Source organism: Selenomonas sp. oral taxon 478, from assembly GCF_001189555.1.
Taxonomy (GTDB): domain Bacteria; phylum Bacillota; class Negativicutes; order Selenomonadales; family Selenomonadaceae; genus Centipeda; species Centipeda felix.
On the sequence record NZ_CP012071.1, the window covers coordinates 1,988,180 to 2,011,225 of the forward strand.

Below are 23,046 nucleotides of genomic sequence, written 5' to 3' on the forward strand. Positions count from 1 at the left end.
TATTGAATATGAATGGGGTTCATGTTTCTTTAGTTAAAATTCGCGCGGTGAAGAGGAGTGAGTTGTGTGCTGTATCCGCTGAATGTCGATCTGAGCGGACGTTCTCTTATCCTTGTCGGCGGCGGCAGGGTGGCAGAGCGTAAAGCATGCAGCATTCTCTCTGCTGGGACGGAGGCATCCATCTGTGTTATCGCACCAAAAGTCACTTCTGTGCTGCAGGAGCATGCCGCGGCAGGCAGGCTGTGCTGGAAGCAGACATGCTATGCGGACGGAATGCTCGAAGGTGCGTTTCTCGCCTATGCGGCGACGAATCTGCGCGAGGTCAATGCGGCCGTGGCGTCGGAGGCAAAACGCAGAGGGATTCCCGTCAATGTCATTGATGATCCTGCGGCATCTACTTTTCAGGTACCTGCCTCGATACGCCGCGGCGAGCTGATGCTGTCCGTCTCGACCGCAGGCGGCAGTCCGGCGCTCTCGCGTGCGATACGGATGGAACTGGAGGAGATGTATCCGCCCGCCTTCGGAGTGTGGCTGGAGCGTGTATCATCCCTGCGGGTGGAACTACAGGAGAGTGTCTCATCGAGCAGTGCACGCACGCGCTTTTGGCATACGGCACTGCGCCCTGATATTTTGACCATGGTTCGTCATGGTGCGATGGAGAAAGCAGAGGTTGAACTACGGAATGCGGCTCTTGACTTTGGGGCTCAATCATCGGACTGCACCGATTGATGTACGTGAGCGGGTTTCGTTCTCGCGCGAGGAACTGCGCACGGGGCTCCAGAACCTAGGCGACTATGACGGAGTGAGCGGGCTTGTGGTTCTGTCTACCTGCAACCGAACGGAGCTTTACGCTGCTGTGGAGGAGCTCGCGGAGGGGGAGCGCTCCGTGCGGCAGTTCCTGTGCGATCTGGCGCAGGGCGGCGATGATCTGGATGCATATCTCTATACGTACACTGACGGTGCGGCGATTGAGCATCTCTTCCGCGTGGCGTCGAGTCTCGACTCGCTTGTACTCGGTGAGGGGCAGATTCTCTCACAGGTGAAGGGGGCGTATGCGTTGGCACGAGAGGCAGGCGTGACCGGGACGATCCTCAATTTGCTCTTTCACCGTGCTATTGCTACGGGAAAACGCGTACGGACGGAAACGCGCATCGCTTACCGTTCTGTGTCAGTAAGCTATGCTGCTGTCGAGCTTGCTGCTGCGTCTCTGGGAGGGCTTGGCGGCTGCGGAGCATTGATCTTCGGTGCAGGGAAGATGGCGGAATTGACGGCAGAACATCTGCGTGCGCATGGGATTGAGACGATCTATGTTGCCAACCGTCATATTGAGCGCGCGCGGGGGCTTGCCGAGCGGATCGGCGGAGAGGCCATTCCGTTTGATCGTGCCATGGACTATGCGACAAATGTTGATGTTGTCGTTACATCGACTGGGGCACCGCATTATGTAATCAAGGCGTGGGAGGCGCGCCGCCTCATGACGCGTCGTCAGGGACGCAAAATCTTCTTTATCGATATTGCCGTTCCGCGTGATGTTGACCCCGATGTTGCGGGGATCAAGGGAATTGAGCTCTATAATATTGACGCACTCGAGGCAGTGGTGGATGAGCACCTGGGAGAACGGCAGGCGGAGGCGGTCAAGGCACAGAAAATTGTGGAGGAGGAAGTTGCTGCCCTTCAGGAACGCTTCAAGTATCTTTCTTTTCAGCCGCTTATGGCACTGCTCTCAGGACGATGTGAGCGCATTCGCGCGCGTGAGATCAAGCGTGTGAGCGCGAAGCTGCCCGATCTCTCGGAAGAGGAAGGCCGTCAGGTTGAGCACATGAGCCGCATGATTGTACGAAAGATACTGCGCATCCCGATGATGAAGCTGCGGTCATCTGCGGGAACCAAGGATGAGGCATTTTACATCGAAGCAATGCGTTCTCTTTTTAAGTTAGATGCGATGGGAGAGACAGGAACCAGTGAACAGCGGCACAATCACTATCGGTACACGAGCGAGCAAGTTGGCTCTGTGGCAGGCGAACTATGTGGCGGAGGCCATTAAAAAGGAGCATCCGTCCTGCTGCGTGGAGCTGCGTGAGCTGACGACGAAGGGAGATCGCATCCTGGATGCACCGCTCGCTAAAATCGGTGGCAAGGGGCTCTTTACGAAGGAACTTGAGCAGGCGATGCTGGATGATGCGGTCGATCTTGCCGTGCATAGTCTGAAGGATATGCCGACGGAGGTTCCCGACGGACTGGTCATCGGTGCGATTACAACACGGCTCGACCCCGGTGATGCCTTTGTCAGTGCACACTACGCTGCAGTGGAGGATCTTCCTATCGGGGCACGCGTGGGTACGTCGAGTCTGCGCCGCCGCGCACAGCTTCTCGCCGTGCGTCCCGATTTAACGATCTGTGATCTGCGCGGAAATGTCAATACGCGTCTTGCCAAGCTCGACGCAGGGGAGTTCGATGCGATTGTGCTTGCAGCGGCAGGACTAAAGCGACTCGGTTTTGAACGTCGTATCCGCACCATTTTGCCGCGCTCTGTGATGCTTCCTGCGGTTGGGCAGGGAGCTCTTGCCATTGAATGCCGTGCTGGGGATGCCGCAATTCTTTCCGCCATTGAGTTTCTGCGTGATGCGGGTATGACGACGGCGGCACAGGCAGAGCGCGCTTTCCTGCGTCGTGTTGAGGGCGGCTGTCAGATCCCTGTCGGGGTTTATGCTGAGGTCGATGCTAACGGTCAGATTTCCATTGATGCTATGATTGCTTCGGTCGATGGACAGCGTATCTGCCGTTCTAATGCACACGGAGCAGGCGAGCAGGCTGAGGCTCTTGGAACTGCTCTTGCCGAGGAGCTCCTCGATGCCGGCGGACGTGAGATTTTGAAAGAGATTGGAATTACAGCATGAAGAACGGAATGGTGTTTCTTGTTGGCGCGGGTCCCGGAGATCCGCGCCTTTTGACCGTGGGGGCAATGCAGTGCCTGAAACGGGCGGATGTTGTTGTCTATGACCATCTTGCCGATGAGAGTATTCTCTCCTATGTGCCTGAGGCAGCAGAGCGGATTTATGTCGGCAAGCAGTCCTGCCATCATACAATGCGGCAGGAGGAGATCAATGTCCTGCTCGCAGACAAGGCGGAGGAGGGAAAGACGGTCGTTCGTCTGAAGGGCGGAGATCCGTTCGTCTTTGGCCGCGGTGGGGAAGAGGCTCTTGTTTTGCTGGAACGTGGAGTTCCTTTTGAGATCCTGCCCGGTGTCACCTCTGCGATCAGCGTGCCGGCCTATGCCGGTATTCCTGTGACACATCGAGGTATGGCGGTTTCCTTTGCCGTGGTCACGGGACACGAGGATCCGACGAAACCCGAGTCTCACATCCGCTGGCAGCATCTCGCGACAGGTGTGGATACACTGATCTTTCTGATGGGCGTGGCAAATCTGCCTGAGATCACGAAGAATTTGATCGAGAATGGGCGTCCTGCAGATACCCCGGCAGCACTTATCCGATGGGGGACGCGTGCCGATCAGGAGACGTACGTGACGACGGTCGGTGAGGCGGCTGAGATGGTACGTTGTGATGGGATACGCCCGCCCGCGATTTTTATTGTGGGAGATGTGGTGCGCCTGCGAGATCGTCTGCGCTGGTTCGACCGCAGAGAGTTCCGCCCTCTTTTTGGGAAGCGCATTCTTGTCACACGCGCGCGTGCCCAAGCATCGGCATTGACGGAGAAACTGACGGCACTTGGTGCATCCTGCGTCGAGGCACCGGTGATTCGCATTGTTCCGCCGTCTGATTCGTACGCAGGACTGGATTCTGCCATCGGAAAACTGCAGGACTATCACTGGGTGATCTTTACCAGTGTCAACGGCGTGGAGCATTTCTTTGCACGGCTTCATCACGCAGGAAAGGATGCACGAGCACTCGGCTATGCTAAAATTGCTGTCATCGGTACGGCGACACGGGATCGTCTGCGCACCTACGGGATCGAGGCAGATCTTGTGCCGCAGGAGTTCCGCGCAGAGGCAGTCGTGGATGCGTTCCGTCCGATTCTGCCGCCGCGTGCCCATATCCTCCTGCCGCGCGCACAGGAGGCACGCGACGTTCTTCCTGAGTCCTTGAGTGCACATGGGGCGACTGTGGATGTTGCCGCAGCCTATGAGACGGTACCCGAGACAGAACATGGGGAAGAGCTCGCTACCCAGATGATGGACGGTGCGTTTGACTACGTTACCTTTACCAGTTCCTCCACCGTCAAGAACCTCGTGCGCATGCTCGGCAATATTACGCCGCTGCAGCATACGAAGATTGCCTGCATTGGACCGGTAACAGCGGAGACCGTAAAGAGTTATGCGCTGGTGCCTGCCATGACTGCCATGACCTATACGATTGATGGACTGGTAGACTGTATAAGGGAGAGTGTAGAATGAGTATGATCCAGCGTCCGCGCCGTCTGCGCATCTCGTCCGGGATGCGCGATCTTGTGCGTGAGACAGAACTGTCGGTGCGCGATTTTGTCTATCCGATCTTTGTTGTTCCCGGGGAGAAGATCAAAGAAGAGATCCCGAGCATGCCGGGGTGTTTCCACTACTCTGTAGATCAGGTCGCAGCGCTCGCACATGAGATCGCAGCGCGTGGAATTCGCGCCGTCGAGGTGTTCGGCCTTCCTGCTTATAAGGATGAGGATGGCAGCTCTGCATGGGATATGGAGAGCCCTGTCCAGCGCGCGATCGCTGCGATCAAGGATGCTGTTCCTGACCTGCTGGTCGTCGGTGATGTGTGCCTTTGCCAGTATACGACACATGGACACTGTGGGCATCTCACGGGACACTATGTCGATAATGACAGGACACTCGCACTCCTGCAGAAGGTTGCCGTAAGTCAGGCGAAGGCGGGGGCAGACATCGTTGCACCGTCTGATATGATGGATGGACGCATCGCCGCCATCCGCGAGGCCCTTGACGAAAATAAATTTGAGAACACCTCCATCATGAGCTACGCAGTAAAGTATGCCTCGGGATACTATGGACCTTTTCGCGATGCGGCAGACAGCACGCCCGCCTTCGGTGACCGCAGGCAGTATCAGATGGATCCGGCGAATGTTCGCGAGGCACTGAAAGAGACTGCATTGGATGTGGAAGAGGGCGCTGACATCATCATGGTAAAGCCGGCTCTTGCCTATCTCGATGTGGTACGCCGTGTCTATGAGGTGACAGATCGCCCCATTGCCGTCTACAATGTCAGCGGCGAGTACGCCATGGTCAAGGCGGCGGCAGCAAATGGCTGGATTGATGAGCAGCGGATTGTTCTGGAGACACTGACAGGCATGAAGCGTGCCGGTGCAAAGATCATCATCACCTATCATGCCTTGGATGCTGCTGACTGGATGAACGGATAAGGAGGGAACTATATGCGCCACACCGAAAAATCAAGGTCTGCCTTTGACGAGGCAAAACAGTATATGCCCGGCGGGGTCAACAGTCCCGTCCGTTCGTTTGCCAATGTGGGAGGTAATCCGCTCTTTATTGCACGTGCAGAGGGGGCGTATATCTACGATATTGACGGGAACTCCTACATCGACTACGTGGGATCATGGGGTCCGATGATCGTCGGGCATGCACACCCACAGGTGGTGAAGGCTCTGCAGGAGGCTGTGACGCGCGGGACAAGCTATGGTGCACCGACGCTTATGGAGACGGAGCTGGCTAAGCTTGTCCAGTCGGTCTATCCAACCATTGAATGCATCCGCATGGTCAACTCAGGAACCGAAGCGACGATGAGTGCACTGCGACTGGCACGCGGCTATACCGGACGGGATAAAATCGTCAAGTTCATCGGATGCTACCACGGGCATAACGACAGCCTTCTCGTCAGCGCAGGTTCAGGAATGGCGACCTTCGGCGTCCCGAGTTCTCCCGGTGTGACGAAGGGGACAGCGGCGGACACGATTGCTGTTCCGTACAACGATGAGGCTGCCGTCCGCGATGTGATGGAGCGTGAGGGCGATCATATTGCCGCCGTCATCGTTGAGCCGGTTGCGGGAAATATGGGGCTGGTGCTTCCGCGTCAGGGCTATCTCTCCCTGCTGCGTGAGCTGACCGAGCAGCACGGCACGCTTCTCATCTTTGATGAGGTGATGTGCGGCTTCCGTGCGTCCTTGGGCGGTGCACAGGCTGCCTATGATATTCGCCCCGATCTCACCTGTCTCGGCAAGATCATCGGCGGCGGTCTGCCCGTTGCGGCATACGGCGGACGCCGTGAGATCATGGAGCAGATTTCCCCCTCGGGTCCCGTCTATCAGGCGGGCACACTCTCGGGCAATCCGCTCGCCATGACGGCGGGCATTGAGACGCTGAAGATCATCACGGCAGATCCTGAAGAAGGGAAGGCGGATTACAGCCGTGAGCTGACCATCAAGACGAAGAATCTCCTGCTTGGCTGGCAGTGTACGGCGAAGGAGGCAGGAGTGCCTATATGTGCGCATCAGGCGGGTTCGATGTTCGGCATCTTCTTTATTGATCGCGATGTCTATGACTATGAGGATGCCGCTGCCGCTGATCAGGATGCCTTCCGCATCTGGTTCGAGACGATGCTCGACGAGGGTGTGTATCTTGCCCCGTCCCAGTTTGAAACGGTATTCATGTCGGGAGCGCATACAGACAAAGACATTGAGCATACGATTGCCGCATCGGAGAAGGCGTTTGCCGCAGTCAAAAAAGCACGAAAATAATTTTCCTCAAAGACCTCATGCGACTGTATCGTGTGAGGTTTTTTTGTGATTTGAAACATTTGTCCGTGTGAGTGAAGTCCATTGATAGTGGAGGCAGTTCATGATATAATTCAATCGATATTATTCTCATAATTAGCAGTTGAGGCGGTGTTTCTCATTAGTGAGATGAATGTTGCGGAAGGGAAGAATAGCAAAGGAGAATCCTTTCTCAAGGGGACTTTTGTTCTGACCATCGCAGGTTTTGTGGTTAAGGTAATCGGGTCGCTGAACTGGATCTTCGTCTCCCGTATTCTGGGCGGCGAAGGTATTGGTCTCTACCAGATGGCGTTCCCCATTTATTTTTTTGCCATGACGGTCTCGCAGGCCGGTGTCCCGGTAGCGATTTCGATTATTACGGCGGAACGTGTCGCACTCAAGGATATCTACGGTGCGAAGCGTGTGTTTCGCATCTCTATGATGCTCATGGTGCTGACAGGACTGCTCTTTTCGATTTTGACCTATTTGGCGGCAGACTGGCTGATCGAGTGGCAGCTGATTCGTGATGCGCGTGCCTACAAGGCTGTGGTGGTGCTTGCCCCGACGGTCTTTTTTGTGACCCTGCTCGCCAGTTCCCGCGGGTATTTGCAGGGCTGGCAGCGCATGACGCCGACGGCGGTGTCGCAGATCGTAGAGCAGATTTTCCGCGTGGTGACCATGATTGTCCTCGCGAGTCTTCTCATGCCCTGGGGGCTGGACTACGCAGCCGCCGGCGCGTCACTCGGGGCTTTCGCAGGAGCAGTGACGGGGCTCATTGTTCTCGTCTACTTCCATATCAAACTGGAGCGGGATATTGCTCGTGATTACGGGACGGAGCTGAAACCTCTGCCGAATGTTCCTTACGAGACGCGGCTTTCGATCATTCATCGTATTTTTAAGCTGGCACTTCCGGTCTCGGCGGCGAGCATTATGCTGCCCGTGGTCTCGAATCTGGATCTGATGATTGTTCCGCAGCGTCTTGAGGCAGCAGGCTACAGCATCAGTGAGGCGACGGAGCTTTTCGGTTATCTGAACGGCATGGCCGTTCCGCTCGTCAATCTGGCGACGATCCTGACCGCATCCATGGCGATGAGTATTGTGCCCGCCATCTCAGAGTCACGCGTGCTTGGCGATCAGGCGCGCGTCTACGACCAGACGGCGGCGTCCGTACGCATTTCAAATTTCGTCTGTTTTCCCGCCTTTGTCATTGTGTTTATTTTGGCGACGCCAATTTCTTCGCTGATCTACAATGCACCGGGAGCGGGGCCTGCGGTCATGATCTCAGCGGTGAGCATCATTCTGCTCGGTCTGCATCAGGTCTCAACGGGGATTTTGCAGGGACTTGGTCATCCGACCATACCTATGGTGAACATGGTGCTCGCAGCGGCGGCAAAGATTTTTCTAAACTGGCATCTGACGGCGATCCCGTGGCTCGGCATCATGGGGGCGGCATGGGCGACGGCGGCAGATATGGGTGTCGCGGCGATCATCAATCTTTACTTTATCTACCGTTTTATCGGCTATCGTATCGAGCTCCTCCAGCTCATCAAGACGATATGTTCTGCCGGGATTATGGCATGTGCTGTCCACTTCTTCTACGCATGGACACTGGCATGGTGGGGGATTGCTGCGATCTCTACCTTTGGTGCGGTGTTCTTCGGCTGCTTCGTCTATGTGGCAGCGATGATCCTGCTGCGCGGCCTGATCGAGGAGGATCTGCGTCGTCTGCCGATGGTCGGTACGGTCGGCATCCGATTTTTACAGCGGATTGGAGTGTATAAGGCATGAAGAAAATGGCATTGATCTACAATCCGGTCTCGGGACATGCTCTCTTCAAGGGTAAGCTGGATATGCTGATCGAGCTTTTTCAGCATCACGATATCATGCTTTGCCCCTATCGCACGCGTGGGAATGGGCAGGATCAGCTCAGCCAGTTCCTCTGTGAGATTGCCCCTGCTGGCGTACTGGCGGCAGGCGGTGATGGAACGGTGCACGCAGTAGTGAATGCACTGCAGGATGCAAAGATCGACCTACCACTCGGTATCTTAGGCAGCGGAACATCAAATGATTTTGCTACGCACCTTGGGATCGGCGGAGATTGGGAGTCCTATGTGGAGCGCATCGCGGCGGATGAGTCGCGGCGCGTCGATCTGGGAGTTCTGGAAGGGCAGGGACGCTATTTTGTCAACGTCCTCAGTGCCGGTGTTCTGACAGGGATCGCCCATGAGGTGAAGTCGGCCTACAAGAATGCACTTGGCAGAATCGCCTACTATCTGAAGGGGATCGGGGAGCTTCCGCGCCTGCATTCATTTCCGGTGCGCATCACGGCGGATGGTGAGCACTATGAGGAAGAAATTTTTCTGTTCGTCATCGCCAACAGCCCTGTGGTGGCCGGGATGAAGCAGATCGGCAGCGGTATTGCGATCAATGACGGGATGCTCGATCTCCTTGCCGTAAAAAAAACAGGCCTGCCGCAGTTTATGTCTGTGGCGGCAGACCTGTTTGCCGGAAAACCGGTATCGGAGCGGGACAACATCCTGCATATACGTGCGCGGACGTTTGAGCTTGCAACGGGTGCGCAGCTCTTTAGCGATGTGGACGGGGAATGCGGACCGCGTCTTCCACTGTGTGTGAAGACCGTCCCACTCGCACTCTCCGTGTATTGCTGATCCTCTTCCTATTATTCGTTGTTTCCTAAATAGTAGGCGACAAATTGCTGCGCCGTGCGTCCACTGCGCCCACTGTGCGTCATCTCCCAACGAAGTCCCGCGATGCGCAGCTCCTCGGGTGTCAAGTGGATGCCTTTTTGTGTGAGCATGTGGTCGATGATTGCCAGGTATTCCTCTTGATCCGGCGTATGGTACTGGATGATGAGACCGAATCGATCCGATAGAGAAATCGTTTCGTTAATGCTGTCGTCACGATAGACCTCATCCTGCTCGCGCTCACGCCATGTTTCACGGATGAGATGACGACGATTGGACGTCGCGTAGATGCGTACATTGGACGGGCAGGACGATACGCTTCCTTCGATGGCAGATTTGACCGCCTTGAACTCCGTGTCAGAGTCTTCGAAGGACAGATCGTCCAAAAAGATGATAAACTTTCGTCCTGCGTAGCGACGCAGTTCGTTCATGATTGCGGGCAGATCACGCAGCTGATATTTGGTCACCTGTACGAGACGTATACTGTCTTCGTATTCACTGACCAGAGCCTTGACCGCAGAGGATTTTCCTGTCCCGCGTGCCCCAACGAGGAGTACGTGGTTGGATGGCTTGCCGAGCACGAAGGCGCGTGTGTTGCGGATGAGCAGCTCCTTCTGGTGCTGATACCCGATGATGTCCTTCATACGCGGACGCTCAAAGTGATCTACGCCGCAGATGTGATGCGCCGCACTATCCCAGCGGAATACGGAATAGGACGCTATATCTCCGCAGCCATAGCGGGCATAGAATGTTAATAATGCCTCGGCGTAGTCCTCCGTCGTCTTTGCCGCATCGAGCAGCGGCAGAATGAAGTCCTCTGTCTTATCATAGACATTTTTCGTTGGCTCGTAGTCATCCAGCGCCTCAGTCCTCAAAAATGCACTGGTCGGAAGTGTGAAGATCGGATACAGCAAAGCAATATCCTGATGGAAGATATGGCGCAGGCTGTTTCCGGGCGGCAGTCCCGTCCGCTCCATTGTTTCCGAGACAATATTTGGTGTGTGGGTAATGCTGTGGAGGAGGTAACGCGGCAGCAGATTTCCACGCAGACCGAGATTCTCTGCCGCGGCGATCAGTGCGGCGCAGCATTCACTGCGCTCCTCTTCGCCCTCATCTCCGTACATCATGGCATCTTCCAGTGCGGCGAGGACAGGATCCATGCGTAAATTATGCAGGGTGAGCAGGCTGGAAAGATTGACTTGTGGTGCCATAGAACATAGTCCTTTCTGTAACTCATTCATGATAGATCGGCGAGGAGAGAAAATCTGTGCCGCACACACTGCCGTGTTGCTGCGGCAGTGTCAACGTACGCAGCTCTGTGGCGCGTGTATCGAAGGAAAGCATTTGCTGCAGCAGAGACAACTTTGCTGGAGAGCGCGCACGCGCATCACTCGACAAAACTTCTGCCGTACGCGTGATGATCGGAAGTGGAGAGAATTTTTTGATGCGCCGTAGGAGCATCCTGCCTCTTCCATTAAATGCCAATGACCGAATGTAGAGACAGCCGGCGTGGTCAAAGTCCTCTGCCTGCGCTTTTTGCAGCCGGAGCAGGAGGTGGATGGCGAGACGTCCGATGCGGCTCTTTGGATAGCGCTTGGATGATGCATGTGTCAGCAGCTCTTCGTAGGTCTCTGCCATACGCAGTGCACGCACCAGATGGTTTTCGATCCCCTCGGATATACCGTAGATGCTGCGGAGCTCTGTGTCCGTCATGGTGAGGATCTCATAGCGCAGGAGACGCAGGAGTTCTCCGTGAGAGGGGAGTGCGTGCGGATGGGTACGGCGCAGATCACCAAGTACGTTTGGCAGGACACACGCTGCGATATGCTCCCATGGGGGAACATCCTGCCCCAGTGCTGTGCGGATGGAGGATGCACTGGTGATGCCGCTGCGCAGTCGTGTCTCTCCGTGCGCCGCTGTTTTGCGCAGCAGGGCAAGCGGAGTGATGTCTGCATCCTTGGCGTGGAGTGCGCGCAGGTACTCCATGCCGAGGATATTGTTCGGCGTACGCAGGATGCGTTCTTCGATGCCAAGCTGCTCCGCTAGGGCAGAGGAGAGTGCCGCTGCGTAGGACAGTCCCATGGAGAGTCCATGCGCAATCCTGTGCTGGATTTTTTCTGTGTCGATCTCCCGTGCAGCTCTTTCGAGCGGGGCAATGTCCGCAGCCTCTGTGCCGAAGGCAAGGTGACTGACGACGCCGAGCTGCATGAGGAGGGAGACGCCGCCGCGTGCAAAGTCCTGTGCACTACGGCAGGCAAAGACAAAAGGGAGCTCAAGTACGAGGTCAGCACCACCGTCGACAGCGTGACCTGCCCGTGTCCACTTGTCAAGAACGGCGGGCGTTCCGCGCTGCGTTATGCTGCCGCTCATGACGACGATGACGCCGTCCGTAGAGGGGAATCTTCGGCGCAGTTCACGAAGCTGCCAGGCATGACCGTGATGGAATGGATTGTATTCGGCGATTACCCCGATGACGTCCATAGTTCACCTCCCCTTTTTTCTTTTTAATTTTATCAAAAAAGAATACGTTTGTGTAGTCCTTCGTTCACAAATACAATATCTTGTATTTTCGGAATGCGAATGCTATACTAAATTCACATTTGATTGAATTTCATAGTGGAGCAAAGGATGGAGAAACAACGTGTTGTCGTCGCGATGAGTGGAGGTGTGGACAGCTCGGTCACGGCGGCACTTCTTCAGGAGCAGGGATATGAAGTCGTCGGTGTGACGATGCGTCTCTCGGAGGAGGCGCGCGACGCCGACCTCGATGGGCGCAGCTGTTGCTCTCTCTCGAGTGTGGACGATGCGCGCCGTGTCGCAGATATCTTGGGGATTCCACACTATGTGATGGACTTCACCGAGCCATTTCAGCGGCTGGTGATTGACTATTTTACGCAGGAGTACGCGCGTGGGCGCACGCCGAATCCGTGTATTGCGTGCAACCGCTATATTAAGTTTGAAGGGCTGCTGGAGAAAACACGGGCGCTTGGTGCACAGTATATTGCCACAGGGCATTATGCTCGGATCACGCATACGGAAGATGGAATCTACCATCTGCGAAAGGGCATTGATGCGGCGAAGGATCAGTCCTACGTGCTCTATCATCTGACACAGGAGATGATGGATCATGTTCTCTTTCCGCTCGGGGATTATCGCAAGGACGAGATTCGGCGTATGGCGGAGGACTATGGGCTTCCCGTTGCCCACAAGGCGGAGAGTCAAGAGCTCTGCTTTGTTCCCCGTGACGACTATAAGTCCTACCTGCGTACGCACGCACCACAGACGATGCAGACGGGGGCGATCACGGATCGTACGGGACATGTCCTCGGCACACATGAAGGCATTGCCTTTTATACCATTGGGCAGCGCAGGGGGCTCGGGATTGCGGCAGAGCATCCGCTCTACGTGACGGCATTGGATGCGTCTGAAAACCGTGTGATTGTCGGTGCATCTGATGAGGTCTTTGCACGCGCACTGACGGCGTCCGATCTGAGTTGGACACTGTCGCGACCACCACACAAACCTCGTCGTGTGCGGGCAAAAATACGCTATGGAAAACGCGAGGCAGATGCGTGGATGGAGCCACAGGGCGATGGTACTGTGGCGGTACATTTTTCCGAGCCACAGCGTGCTGTGACACCGGGGCAGTCCATTGTATTCTATGAGGGCGATGCCGTACTGGGCGGCGGCAGCATCGACCATGTGATACCATGAGCCGCTATGATGGAGAGAGGGAACAGCGATGATGAGCCATGCCATGAAAATAAAGGCCGCATGTGCCGCACTGCTCTGTGTGCTGCTGGTGCTTGCAGGGCTCTTTTGGTATTTTCGCGTTTATACGAAGACGCCGGAGTATGCGCTTCGCTCAATTGAGCGCGCCTTTGAGACGCGGGATGAGACGCTTTTTTTGCGTTATGTGCGTCTGGATGATGTCCTTGACATGGGCTATGATGACTTCATGGCCGGGACGATGGATACGGAGTTCGGTGGAGCGCATGATACGTCTGCGGCTCTGGCGGATTTTTCAAAGATGCTCAAGCCGGCGTTTATCAAAATGCTGAATGATGCGGTTCATACGTACCTGACGGAGGGCGATTGGCCGCCGGCGGATGCTGCAAAGGACGGTTCGGACGCAGAGAATATCCTGTCCCGTATCGGCCTGCGTGACCTTTCGTTCCGTGAGACGACAAATCTGACGGTGGATCAGGCAGCACATACGGCGGTGGTCGATGTCGTCGCGCATCAGGATGAAGCGGATGCGGATTTCACGTTTCAGGTTTGCCTTGCTCCTTCGGATGATGGGGATTGGCAGGTCGTATCAATACGGAATCTGTATGATTATGCAGCCTTCTTGGGCAATGCGCGCCGCCTGCGGGTTCAGCAGTATCTTGAGGAGACGGATGCCATTATTCGGCGGCATGATCAGAGCGTCAGTGCGGCACAGATGCGTCTCTATCGTGTGCTCGGCGCAGGAGCACTGGGGAATCAGACAACACGGGACATGGCACGCCAGATCATGGAGCAGGATGTCCTCGCGGACTGGCAAGGACGGCGCGAAGAGCTGAGCGCAGTTTCCGTTCCACGTACGATGCAGAGCCTCCAACAGCTGCGCCTCAAGATCTGCGATCTCCATATCGCCTACGCGGAGGGATATGCAGCGTGGATGACGGATAAGAACGCAGCGACGATCCGCTCTGCCGAGACGAATCTGCGGCAGGCAGATGTGCTCGAGGGAGAGGCAACCTTCCTGGCGCAGCGCGCACGGCGTCTGTTTTCCGATGCGGAAGAGTGAGGAGAGATAGGATGCTCGATTCGAGCAATGATACCGTGGCGATCCTCTACGACATAGAGAATGCGCCGATTGAAATGCTTCAGTATACCATTGACATCGCACAGCGTTACCAGCCATGCCGCATGATCGTCGTCTCGGATTGGGAGGCACATCCCGATCAGAAGCGTTGGGATCGGCTCATGGAGTCCCCGGACTTTACCTTTCGACAGATCAGCCGTACGTTTCTGGGAAAAAATTCCCTGGATTCTGCCCTCTATGACTCGGCGCAGATCCTCTATCAAGAGGGGGTGCGCAAGTACTTTATCATTACGACGGATTCCGACTTTGTACGTATTGCTGAGTCACTGAATTCCGAGGATCCATCGTACATCATCGGTATTGGAACAAAGCAGGCAAGTGAGGACTTGCGCAACGCATACAACGAGTTCTTTGTATATCCGCCGCCAACCGAGAAGGAGCAGAAGGCAGCACGGAAAAAGAAGGAGAAGAAAACGGAGGAAAACGTGGCAAAGAAGAAAGCAGCAGAAGAAAAGACGACGAAGAATAATGCAAAAGTAAACGCAGAAACAGCGGGGAAGGCACGCGAGCAGAAAAAACGCACGACAGCTGCGGCGAAGAAGAAAGACGCGGCAGAACACACGGCAGAGGCACCAACACAAAAGGCACCTGCGCCCAAGGAGACAAAGAAGACGACATCCAAGGCAAAAGCGGCGCCTGCGGCAAAGGAAGCAACGCCGAAGAATGAGGCGGGCAACGCTTTCATGAATGGATTTCTCACTGTTCGTCTGCCCAAGAGCCTGCGTGCATCCCTCGACCGCAAGGTGCTTGAAGAGGAAGTCTCTCTGGACGAACTTGTGACGTATCTCCTCATGCGCGGTCTCTCAGCAAAATGATGGAGGGCTTGCCATGGCGAACAGCAAGGAGCGTGTTCTGCTTTATCAGTTTCCCGCAGATCAGGCGGAGTTGATTACGGGTGTACTGCGTCCGATGGGAGTGGGCGTTCAGATCCTTTCGCCGGATGCATGGCGTGAGAAGGTCGGCTATCTCCTTGGCCGCAAAGGTTTTTTGAAGCAAACGGCGCAGGAGGGGGATGTGTTCTCATTTCCGCATCGTGTGATGCTGCTGGATGGGGTGAAGGGGAAGCGCCTGACACAGGTTCTCCGTGCCGTGGAGGATGCGGGCGTTCCACATATCACTTACAAATCATCCATTACACCGTACAATACGCTGTGGACACTGCGCTATCTGTGTGAGCACATGGCGAAGGAACACGGCGGCAGAGTGCCTATAGAAGGGAATATAGAATGAGGAAAATTCTTGCCTGCCTATTTTGTCTGACGTTGTTCCTTGTGGGAGGCTGTGGGGCTCCTGTGCAGGAGAAAAGTGAGCCGCTCCCGAAGCTGACCATCGGACTGATGCCCGATACGGACTCAATTCCGTTCATTATTGCAGCGGAACGCGGCTACTTTGCCGAGGAAGGCGTTGAGGTAGAGCTGCAGCCGTTCAAGAGTGCAATGGATCGTGATGCGGCACTGCAAAGCGGAAATCTCGATGGAGCAGTGTCTGACCTTCTGGCTGTGATTTTCGCCCGTTCCGGCGGGTTCGATGTCCGCGCCGTTTCCTATACAGACGGCAATTACAATCTCGTTGCATCCGATGGAGCGGGGATTACATTCCCTGCCGATCTGCGCGGCAAGGAGATCGCCGTTTCCAAGAACACGATCATCGAGTATGTGACGGATGAGATTCTCGCTGCCAACGGGATGCGTGAAGAGGATGTCGCAAAGGTTGTCATTCCGCAGATTCCGGTACGTCTTGAGATGCTCCGCAGCGGAAATCTCGGAGCGGCAGTTCTGCCTGAGCCGATGGCGAGCGTCGCGGCGGCATCGGGCAGCCACTATGTGATCGGCTCGGGTGATCTCGGTATCAATCCGGGGGTAATCGTCTTTTCCAAATCCGCCCTTCAGGATGAGGAGAAATCCATTCGGGCGATGTATCGTGCCTACAATAAAGCAGTCGACGATCTGAACAATACGCCGCAGTCCGAGTATCTGGACCTCGTCGTGGAGCGGAGTGGATTCCCGCCTGCGGCGAAGGATGTTCTCGTGCTGCCGTCCTATCGTCATGCGGGAAGTCCGGCAGAGTCGGATGTGACGGAGGCTGTGCGTTGGGTGACGAGTAAGGGAAATGCAGCCGCCTACGGCTATGATGATCTGGTCTCTCGCCTCCTGTCGGAGGAGAAGTAATGCCCTATCTCTCCCAGACGAATGCGCCCATTGAGGAGGCACTTGTGCGGATGAAGCGGGCACGCCTCGTTCCGTTCGATGTACCGGGGCACAAACGCGGCCGCGGCAATCCGGAGCTGGCTGCGTTCCTCGGGGCTGCCTGTCTTGATGTCGATGTAAACTCGATGAAGATGCTCGACAATCTCTGCCATCCCGTCTCCGTGATTCGTGATGCAGAGCATCTGGCGGCAGAAGCATTCCGTGCCGCCCATGCTTTTTTCATGGTCAGCGGGACGACGGGCTCAGTGCAGGCAATGATCCTATCGACGGTAGGACGCGGTGACAAGATCATCATGCCGCGCAATGTCCATCGCAGTGCCATCAATGCACTGATTCTCTGCGGCGCTGTGCCGATCTATGTCAATCCCGGCATCGAGGATACACTTGGGATTGCGCTCGGGATGCGCACGGACGATGTCGCAGCAGCAATGGAGCGCCATCCGGACGCCAAGGCGGTATTTGTCAACAATCCGACCTATTACGGCATCTGCTCGGATTTGCGTGCCATTACGGAAAAAGCGCATGCCCGCGGGATGAAGGTATTGGTCGATGAGGCACACGGTACGCACCTCTATTTCAGTGATCGACTTCCAACGGCGGCGATGGATGCGGGCGCGGATATGGCCGCGATCAGCATGCACAAGTCCGGCGGCTCGCTGACGCAGAGCTCCATTCTTCTCTGTGCGGATACGATGCCGCTCGGATATGTCCATCAGATCATCAATATCACACAGACGACGAGTGCCTCGTATCTGCTTCTCGCGAGTCTTGATATCAGCCGCCGCAATTTGGCACTGCGCGGCCGTGAAGTGATCGACCGCATCATCGGACTTGTCGCCTATGCTCGTGATGAGATCAACGCCATCGGAGACTACTATGCCTATGGGCGTGAGTTGATCGACGGCGATGCCGTGTATGACTTCGATACGACGAAGCTGTCCATCTTTACGCGTGCAACGGGGCTCGCCGGCATCGAGGTCTATGACATCCTGCGCGATGATTATGACATCCAGACCGAGTTCGGGGATATCGCAAACTTGCTTGCCTATGTTTCCGTCGGCGACCGTCCGAAGGATATTGAACGGCTTGTCGCGGCACTGGCGGAGATCCGTCGGAACTATCGCAAGGATCCCTCCAAGACGCTCAAGATGGAGTATATCGATCCCGTGGTGGTCTGCGGCCCGCAGGATGCGTTCTATGCGGAGAAGGAGTCCCTGCCCATCCAAGAGACGAAGGGACGTATCTGTGCCGAGTTTGTCATGTGCTATCCTCCCGGTATCCCGATCCTTGCACCGGGGGAGGAGATCACGGACGAGATTCTGACGTATATCCGCTATGCGAAGAAAAAGGGCTGTCAGATCACAGGACCGGAGGATATGAGTATACAGCGTCTCAATGTAATGACGGAGAGATAGGCCATGGAATTTTGGTATACGGAAGAACATACACCGAATGTGCGGTTCTCCATCCGCGTAGATCGTCAGCTCTACAGTGGACAGAGTGAGTTCCAGCGCATTGACGTATTCGAGTCGCCCGAGTTCGGGCGATTTTTGACGCTTGACGGCTATATGATGCTCACAGAGAAGGATGAGTTCATCTATCATGAGATGATCACTCATGTACCGATGTGTGTGCATCCGGAGGCAGAGAACATTCTCGTGATCGGCGGCGGGGACGGGGGGACGGTACGAGAGCTGCTGCGCTACCCGTCGGTGCGGCATATTGATCTCGTGGAGATCGATGAGATGGTGATCGATGTCTGCCGTGAATATCTTCCGTCGACGGCGGCAGGGCTGGATGATCCGCGCGTGAGCATCCACTGTGAAGACGGGCTGCGCTTTGTGCGCCGACCGGTCGATGTCTATGATCTCATTATTGTGGATTCGACGGATCCTTTTGGGCCGGGAGAGGGACTGTTCACCAAGGAGTTTTATGGCAACTGCTTCAAGGCTCTCAAAGCTGACGGCATCATGATCAACCAGCACGAAAGCCCCTTTTACGAGCAGGACGCCTATGCCATGCAGCGGATGCACAAGCGCATTGTTCATTCGTTCCCATACAGCCGCGTCTATCAGGTGCATATTCCGACGTATCCGTCGGGCCATTGGCTGTTTGGCTTCTCATCCAAGAACCGCCGCCCCGTGGAGGGCGTCGATTTTGCACGATGGAAGGCACTCGGCATTCGGACGCGCTACTACAATACGCAGCTTCATGCAGCAGCATTTGCTCTGCCGAACTATGTGGAGGAGATACTCGAAGATGTGGAACCGCAACGTTGAAACATTTCTCGGCTGCGATAACACCTATGAGGAGAGCCATATCGTCCTCGTTGGTGCGCCGTTTGACTCGACGACCTCCTATCGTCCGGGCACGCGATTTGCTGCGCGCACGATGCGGGCGGAGTCATATGGACTGGAGACGTACAGCCCATATCAGGAACTCGATCTTGAGGACGCACGCGTCTTTGACGGGGGGGATTTGGAGCTGCCCTTTGGCGATACCGAACGAGCATTAGCGATGATTGGGGAGCGCGCAGAGACGATCCTGCACAGCGGAAAGCTGCCCTTTCTGATCGGCGGGGAGCATCTGGTCAGCCTCCCCGCAATCGAAGCTGCGGCAAAGCGGTACCCCGATCTCTCCATCATTCACTTCGATGCACATACTGATCTGCGCGTAGAATATCTCGGCAACAAACTTTCCCATGCGACCGTTATCCGCCGTGCGTGGGATCTGCTCGGCGATGGGCGCATCCATCAGTTTGGGATACGCAGCGGCGAACGTGCGGAATGGCAGTGGGCACGGGCAGGGCATACGGATCTCCATCCATTTACCTTTGCAGGCCTCTCGGATGTGATTGCCGGCCTCCACGGACGTCCTGTCTATCTGACGATTGACCTCGACGTCCTCGATCCCTCTGTCTTCCCCGGTACGGGAACGCCGGAGGCAGGTGGTGTCACGTTCATCGAACTGATGAAGGCGGCACTCTCCGTTGTGCGTGGATGCAGGGTTGTCGCATGCGACATGGTGGAGCTCTCGCCGCCGCTTGATACCAGCGGTACATCGACGGCAACGGCACTTAAGCTCCTACGGGAGATTCTGCTCGCACTCTCGGCAGATTTTATCCGTCCGCCACAGGTGTAGTGATTTCCGTTTGATACCGATGAAGTGATTTGTTATAATAGCGAGGAAACTGCGACTAAGGGAATCGCTGATAAAACGAGGTGTGCCGGATGGTCGTACCGCATTTATCAGTGCTTCCCGAAGCATGGAAAGATGGTGGAGTCTATGAAGGTAACGGAACAGGATCTCAGGGTAACCGCGCATCTCTCGCGTCTTTCGATTCCGACCGAGGAAAAGGAAGAGGCACTGGCGTCTCTGGGAGACTTTCTCTCGTACGTGGATAATCTCTCGCGTGTTGATACGGAAGATGTGCAGCCGACGACGTATGCACTGCCCATCGAGAATGTCTTTCGAGCAGACGAGGTGCGCCCGTCTCTTTCCAACGAGGCGGCGCTTTCGAATGCACCGCTGCAGGAGGACGGGTATTTCAAAGTGCCGAAGGTACTCGAAGGGTAAGGAGGGGCTGTTTTGAGTCTATATGAAAAACCGGCGCATGTCCTGCACGATATGCTCGCGCGCAACGAGATCAGCGCCCGTGAACTGACCGAGGACGTGCTTTCGCGCATGGATGCCGTAGAGGGCGATGTCGGCGCATACCTTCTGGAAACACGCGAGGGTGCGCTTGCTCAGGCGGATGCCGTGGATGCAAAACGTGCCGCCGGAGAGAAGATTCCGTTCCTCGCAGGGATTCCGGGTGCTGTTAAGGATAATATCTGCACCATCAGTGTACGCACGACAGCTGCGTCCAAGATCTTGGAGAACTTTGTTCCGCCCTATGATGCGACGGTCATGACGAAGCTGCACGCAGAGGACGCCGTCATTCTCGGAAAGACGAATCTCGATGAGTTTGCCATGGGCGGCTCGACGGAAAACTCCGCCTTTCAGCCGACGCACAACCCTTGGGACACGGCACGTGTTCCCGGCGGGTCGTCGGGCGGCAGTGCCGCTGCCGTGGCATCGGGAACGGCAATTTGGGCACTCGGCAGTGATACCGGCGGGTCGATTCGTCAGCCCGCATCGTTCTGCGGTATTGTCGGATTGAAGCCGACCTATGGGCGCGTGTCTCGCTACGGTCTGATGGCGTATGCGTCATCACTCGATCAGATCGGACCGCTCACACGCGATGTCACGGATGCAGCCCATCTCATGAACGTAATTGCAGGGCATGATCCGATGGACTCGACGGCGAGCCGCGCCGATGTCCCGGACTATACACAGGCACTCCGTGCAGATGTCAAGGGGCTGAAGATCGGACTCCCAAAGGAATATTTTATTGACGGAATGGATCAGGAGGTTGAGGCATCCGTCCGCAAGGCGATTGCGGATATGGAGGCGATGGGGGCAGAGGTTCGCGAAATCTCCCTCCCGCATACGGACTATGCCGTCTCCACCTACTATCTGATTGCACCTGCAGAGGCTGCGACGAATCTGGAACGCTATGACGGGGTCAGCTATGGCGCACGGGTGGACGGAGAGGATCTCGTCGATATGATGACGCGGACGCGCACGGAGAAATTCGGCGCGGAGGTAAAACGACGCATCCTCATCGGAAACTATGCACTCTCCGCCGGATATTACGATGCGTACTACCTCAAGGCACTGAAGGTGCGGACGCTCATTCAGCAGGACTTTACGCGAGCCTTTGAGCAGGTGGATGTCATCATGACACCGACAGCACCGACACCGGCGTATCGCATCGGTGAAATGACGAGCCCCCTACAGATGTATCTGCAGGATATTTCGACCGTTCCACTGAATCTCGCGGGGCTCCCCGGGATCTCCGTCCCTTGCGGCTTCACTGCGGCGGGACTTCCGATCGGACTTCAGATCATCGGTCGTCCGCTGGCGGAGGAGACGATCCTGCGTGCGGCGTTTGCCTATGAGCAGGGGCATGATTTCCATACGAAAATGGCGCCGATTGGAGGAAGGGCATGAAATACGAAACCGTCATCGGCCTTGAGATTCACTGCGAGCTCAAGACAAAGACCAAGATCTTCTGCGGCTGTGCTACGGGGTTCGGAGCTCCGCAGAACACACATGTCTGTCCCGTCTGCCTCGGTCTGCCCGGCGTTCTCCCTGTCGTCAACCGTGAGGTCGTCCATTTCGCCATCAAGGCGGGGCTGGCGACGAACTGCACGATTAACGGATACAGCAAGTTTGACCGCAAGAATTACTACTATCCGGATTTGCCGAAGAACTTCCAAACCTCGCAGTACGACCTGCCTATCGCCGAACATGGCTGGGTGGATATCGATACGGAAGAGGGGAAGAAGCGCATTCGCCTGACGCGCATCCACATGGAGGAGGACGCAGGAAAACTCGTTCACTCCGGTACGACGATTAAGGATTCTGCTTCGTCCAATGTGGACTACAACCGCACCGGCGTTCCTCTGCTTGAGATTGTCTCCGAGCCCGATATGTCCTCAGCCGAGGAAGCACGTGCCTACATGGAGAAGATCAAGTCGATCATGGAGTATATCGACGTCTCGAACTGCCGCATGGAGGAGGGAAATCTCCGCGCGGACATCAACGTGTCCCTGCGTCCTGTCGGCTCAGATCAGCTCGGTATACGGACGGAGATGAAAAACATCAACTCCTTCAAAGCGTTGGAAGATGCGATCAACTATGAGATCGAGCGTCAGACGGAGGTGCTCGAGGACGGCGGACACATTGTGCAGGAGACACGCACGTGGGATCCAGAGCGTGGTATGACACTCTCCATGCGCAGCAAAGAGGAGGCGCATGACTACCGTTATATGCCGGAGCCAGATCTTCCGCCCATCGTGACGAGTGAAGAGGAGATTGAGGCGGTGCGGCGTGAGCTGCCGGAGCTGCCGGACGCCCGTCGCGTGCGTCTGATGGACGAGGCAGGACTCTCCGCATACGATGCGGGCATCATCACGAGCTCGCGTGCGATGGCTGAGTACTATGATGCCATTGTTGCAACAGGAGCGGATGCGAAACTGGCGGCAAACTGGCTGATGGGCGATCTCTCCAAGAACCTGAACGCAGAAGGGAAAACGATCGAGGACTCTCCTGTCGATGCAAAGCGCCTCGGCGAGATGATTCTCCTCATCGCCAAGGGGACGATTTCGTCTAAGATCGGCAAAACCGTGTTCAAGGAAATGTGGACATCTCCTGATGCTCCCGAGAAGATCGTCAAGGACAAGGGGCTCATCCAGATTACGGACACCAAGGAGATCGAAGGCATCGTCGATCAAGTCATCGCTGCCAATGCAAAGGCGGTAGAGGACTACAAGGGCGGCAATAAAAAGGCGATCGGTGCCTTGGTCGGACAAGTGATGAAACAGTCCAAGGGCAAGGCAAACCCGCAGATGGTCAATGAACTTTTAGCAAAAAAACTTGGCTGAGAAAGCAAGCAGTCTTTTCCGCAGGGGAAAGGCTGTTTTTCTCA

21 protein-coding genes are annotated in these 23,046 nt (G+C 55.9%); 19 read left to right on the plus strand and 2 right to left on the minus strand.

The genetic code is table 11. The annotated features are described in order from the left end of the window. The first annotated feature begins 66 nt into the window (after positions 1 to 66). The 8 genes from ADJ74_RS09195 (at position 67) to ADJ74_RS09230 (ending at position 9,398) form a co-directional block, all read left to right on the plus strand. Positions 67 to 729, plus strand: coding sequence for a bifunctional precorrin-2 dehydrogenase/sirohydrochlorin ferrochelatase (locus tag ADJ74_RS09195; protein ID WP_006689389.1), 663 nt, complete (start codon positions 67 to 69; stop codon positions 727 to 729). Beyond that, positions 683 to 2,044: a glutamyl-tRNA reductase gene (hemA, locus tag ADJ74_RS09200; protein ID WP_050343690.1), complete on the plus strand. Its 1,362-nt coding sequence runs from the start codon at positions 683 to 685 to the stop codon at positions 2,042 to 2,044. Before ADJ74_RS09195 ends, hemA begins: the two co-directional genes overlap by 47 nt. Further along, complete coding sequence (gene hemC / locus ADJ74_RS09205; protein WP_050343692.1) at positions 1,962 to 2,897, plus strand: hydroxymethylbilane synthase; 936 nt, start codon at positions 1,962 to 1,964, stop codon at positions 2,895 to 2,897. The genes hemA and hemC overlap by 83 nt, the downstream gene beginning before the upstream one ends. Continuing rightward, complete coding sequence (cobA, locus tag ADJ74_RS09210; RefSeq protein WP_050343694.1) at positions 2,894 to 4,414, plus strand: uroporphyrinogen-III C-methyltransferase; 1,521 nt, start codon at positions 2,894 to 2,896, stop codon at positions 4,412 to 4,414. Before hemC ends, cobA begins: the two co-directional genes overlap by 4 nt. Further along, the gene (hemB, locus tag ADJ74_RS09215; RefSeq protein ID WP_050343696.1) at positions 4,411 to 5,382 is read left to right on the plus strand and encodes a porphobilinogen synthase; all 972 of its coding nucleotides are present in this window, start codon (positions 4,411 to 4,413) and stop codon (positions 5,380 to 5,382) included. The genes cobA and hemB overlap by 4 nt, the downstream gene beginning before the upstream one ends. Before the next feature lie 12 nt (positions 5,383 to 5,394). Then, a complete protein-coding gene (hemL, locus tag ADJ74_RS09220) occupies positions 5,395 to 6,714 on the plus strand; it encodes a glutamate-1-semialdehyde 2,1-aminomutase (protein ID WP_050343697.1) in 1,320 nt (439 codons plus the stop codon). 147 nt (positions 6,715 to 6,861) lie between these two features. Next, complete coding sequence (locus ADJ74_RS09225; RefSeq protein WP_050343699.1) at positions 6,862 to 8,517, plus strand: polysaccharide biosynthesis protein; 1,656 nt, start codon at positions 6,862 to 6,864, stop codon at positions 8,515 to 8,517. Then, positions 8,514 to 9,398: a diacylglycerol kinase family protein gene (locus tag ADJ74_RS09230; RefSeq protein WP_050343701.1), complete on the plus strand. Its 885-nt coding sequence runs from the start codon at positions 8,514 to 8,516 to the stop codon at positions 9,396 to 9,398. The genes ADJ74_RS09225 and ADJ74_RS09230 overlap by 4 nt, the downstream gene beginning before the upstream one ends. A gap of 11 nt (positions 9,399 to 9,409) precedes the next feature. Here the strand turns inward: ADJ74_RS09230 and ADJ74_RS09235 are convergent, their stop codons facing one another. Further along, positions 9,410 to 10,645 (minus strand): ATP-binding protein, encoded by a 1,236-nt coding sequence (locus ADJ74_RS09235; RefSeq protein ID WP_172664528.1) that lies wholly within the window; start codon positions 10,643 to 10,645, stop codon positions 9,410 to 9,412. A 22-nt stretch (positions 10,646 to 10,667) separates the two neighbouring features. Next, positions 10,668 to 11,915, minus strand: coding sequence for a nucleotidyltransferase family protein (locus ADJ74_RS09240; protein WP_050343703.1), 1,248 nt, complete (start codon positions 11,913 to 11,915; stop codon positions 10,668 to 10,670). A gap of 147 nt (positions 11,916 to 12,062) precedes the next feature. On the opposite strand from ADJ74_RS09240, the gene mnmA reads away from it, so the two are divergent. The 11 genes from mnmA (at position 12,063) to gatB (ending at position 23,002) form a co-directional block, all read left to right on the plus strand. After that, positions 12,063 to 13,148, plus strand: coding sequence for a tRNA 2-thiouridine(34) synthase MnmA (gene mnmA / locus ADJ74_RS09245; protein WP_172664529.1), 1,086 nt, complete (start codon positions 12,063 to 12,065; stop codon positions 13,146 to 13,148). A gap of 28 nt (positions 13,149 to 13,176) precedes the next feature. Beyond that, positions 13,177 to 14,226, plus strand: coding sequence for a hypothetical protein (locus ADJ74_RS09250; RefSeq protein WP_050343706.1), 1,050 nt, complete (start codon positions 13,177 to 13,179; stop codon positions 14,224 to 14,226). A gap of 11 nt (positions 14,227 to 14,237) precedes the next feature. After that, entirely contained in the window at positions 14,238 to 15,119 is an 882-nt protein-coding gene (locus ADJ74_RS09255; RefSeq protein ID WP_050343708.1) for an NYN domain-containing protein, read from the plus strand. A gap of 13 nt (positions 15,120 to 15,132) precedes the next feature. Next, positions 15,133 to 15,534: a DUF3783 domain-containing protein gene (locus ADJ74_RS09260; protein ID WP_050343710.1), complete on the plus strand. Its 402-nt coding sequence runs from the start codon at positions 15,133 to 15,135 to the stop codon at positions 15,532 to 15,534. After that, complete coding sequence (locus tag ADJ74_RS09265; protein WP_050343711.1) at positions 15,531 to 16,472, plus strand: ABC transporter substrate-binding protein; 942 nt, start codon at positions 15,531 to 15,533, stop codon at positions 16,470 to 16,472. Before ADJ74_RS09260 ends, ADJ74_RS09265 begins: the two co-directional genes overlap by 4 nt. Then, positions 16,472 to 17,926, plus strand: coding sequence for an aminotransferase class I/II-fold pyridoxal phosphate-dependent enzyme (locus ADJ74_RS09270; RefSeq protein WP_050343713.1), 1,455 nt, complete (start codon positions 16,472 to 16,474; stop codon positions 17,924 to 17,926). The genes ADJ74_RS09265 and ADJ74_RS09270 overlap by 1 nt, the downstream gene beginning before the upstream one ends. Positions 17,927 to 17,929: 3 nt before the next feature. Next, positions 17,930 to 18,790 (plus strand): polyamine aminopropyltransferase, encoded by an 861-nt coding sequence (speE, locus tag ADJ74_RS09275; protein ID WP_050343715.1) that lies wholly within the window; start codon positions 17,930 to 17,932, stop codon positions 18,788 to 18,790. Continuing rightward, on the plus strand, positions 18,771 to 19,652 hold the full coding sequence (gene speB, locus ADJ74_RS09280) for an agmatinase (protein WP_050343717.1): 882 nt from the start codon (positions 18,771 to 18,773) through the stop codon (positions 19,650 to 19,652). The genes speE and speB overlap by 20 nt, the downstream gene beginning before the upstream one ends. 144 nt (positions 19,653 to 19,796) lie before the next feature. Next, complete coding sequence (gatC, locus tag ADJ74_RS09285) at positions 19,797 to 20,087, plus strand: Asp-tRNA(Asn)/Glu-tRNA(Gln) amidotransferase subunit GatC (RefSeq protein ID WP_050343719.1); 291 nt, start codon at positions 19,797 to 19,799, stop codon at positions 20,085 to 20,087. Between the two features lie 12 nt (positions 20,088 to 20,099). Next, the gene (gene gatA / locus ADJ74_RS09290; protein WP_050343722.1) at positions 20,100 to 21,566 is read left to right on the plus strand and encodes an Asp-tRNA(Asn)/Glu-tRNA(Gln) amidotransferase subunit GatA; all 1,467 of its coding nucleotides are present in this window, start codon (positions 20,100 to 20,102) and stop codon (positions 21,564 to 21,566) included. Continuing rightward, positions 21,563 to 23,002, plus strand: coding sequence for an Asp-tRNA(Asn)/Glu-tRNA(Gln) amidotransferase subunit GatB (gatB, locus tag ADJ74_RS09295; RefSeq protein ID WP_050343724.1), 1,440 nt, complete (start codon positions 21,563 to 21,565; stop codon positions 23,000 to 23,002). Before gatA ends, gatB begins: the two co-directional genes overlap by 4 nt. The last annotated feature ends 44 nt before the right edge of the window (positions 23,003 to 23,046 follow it).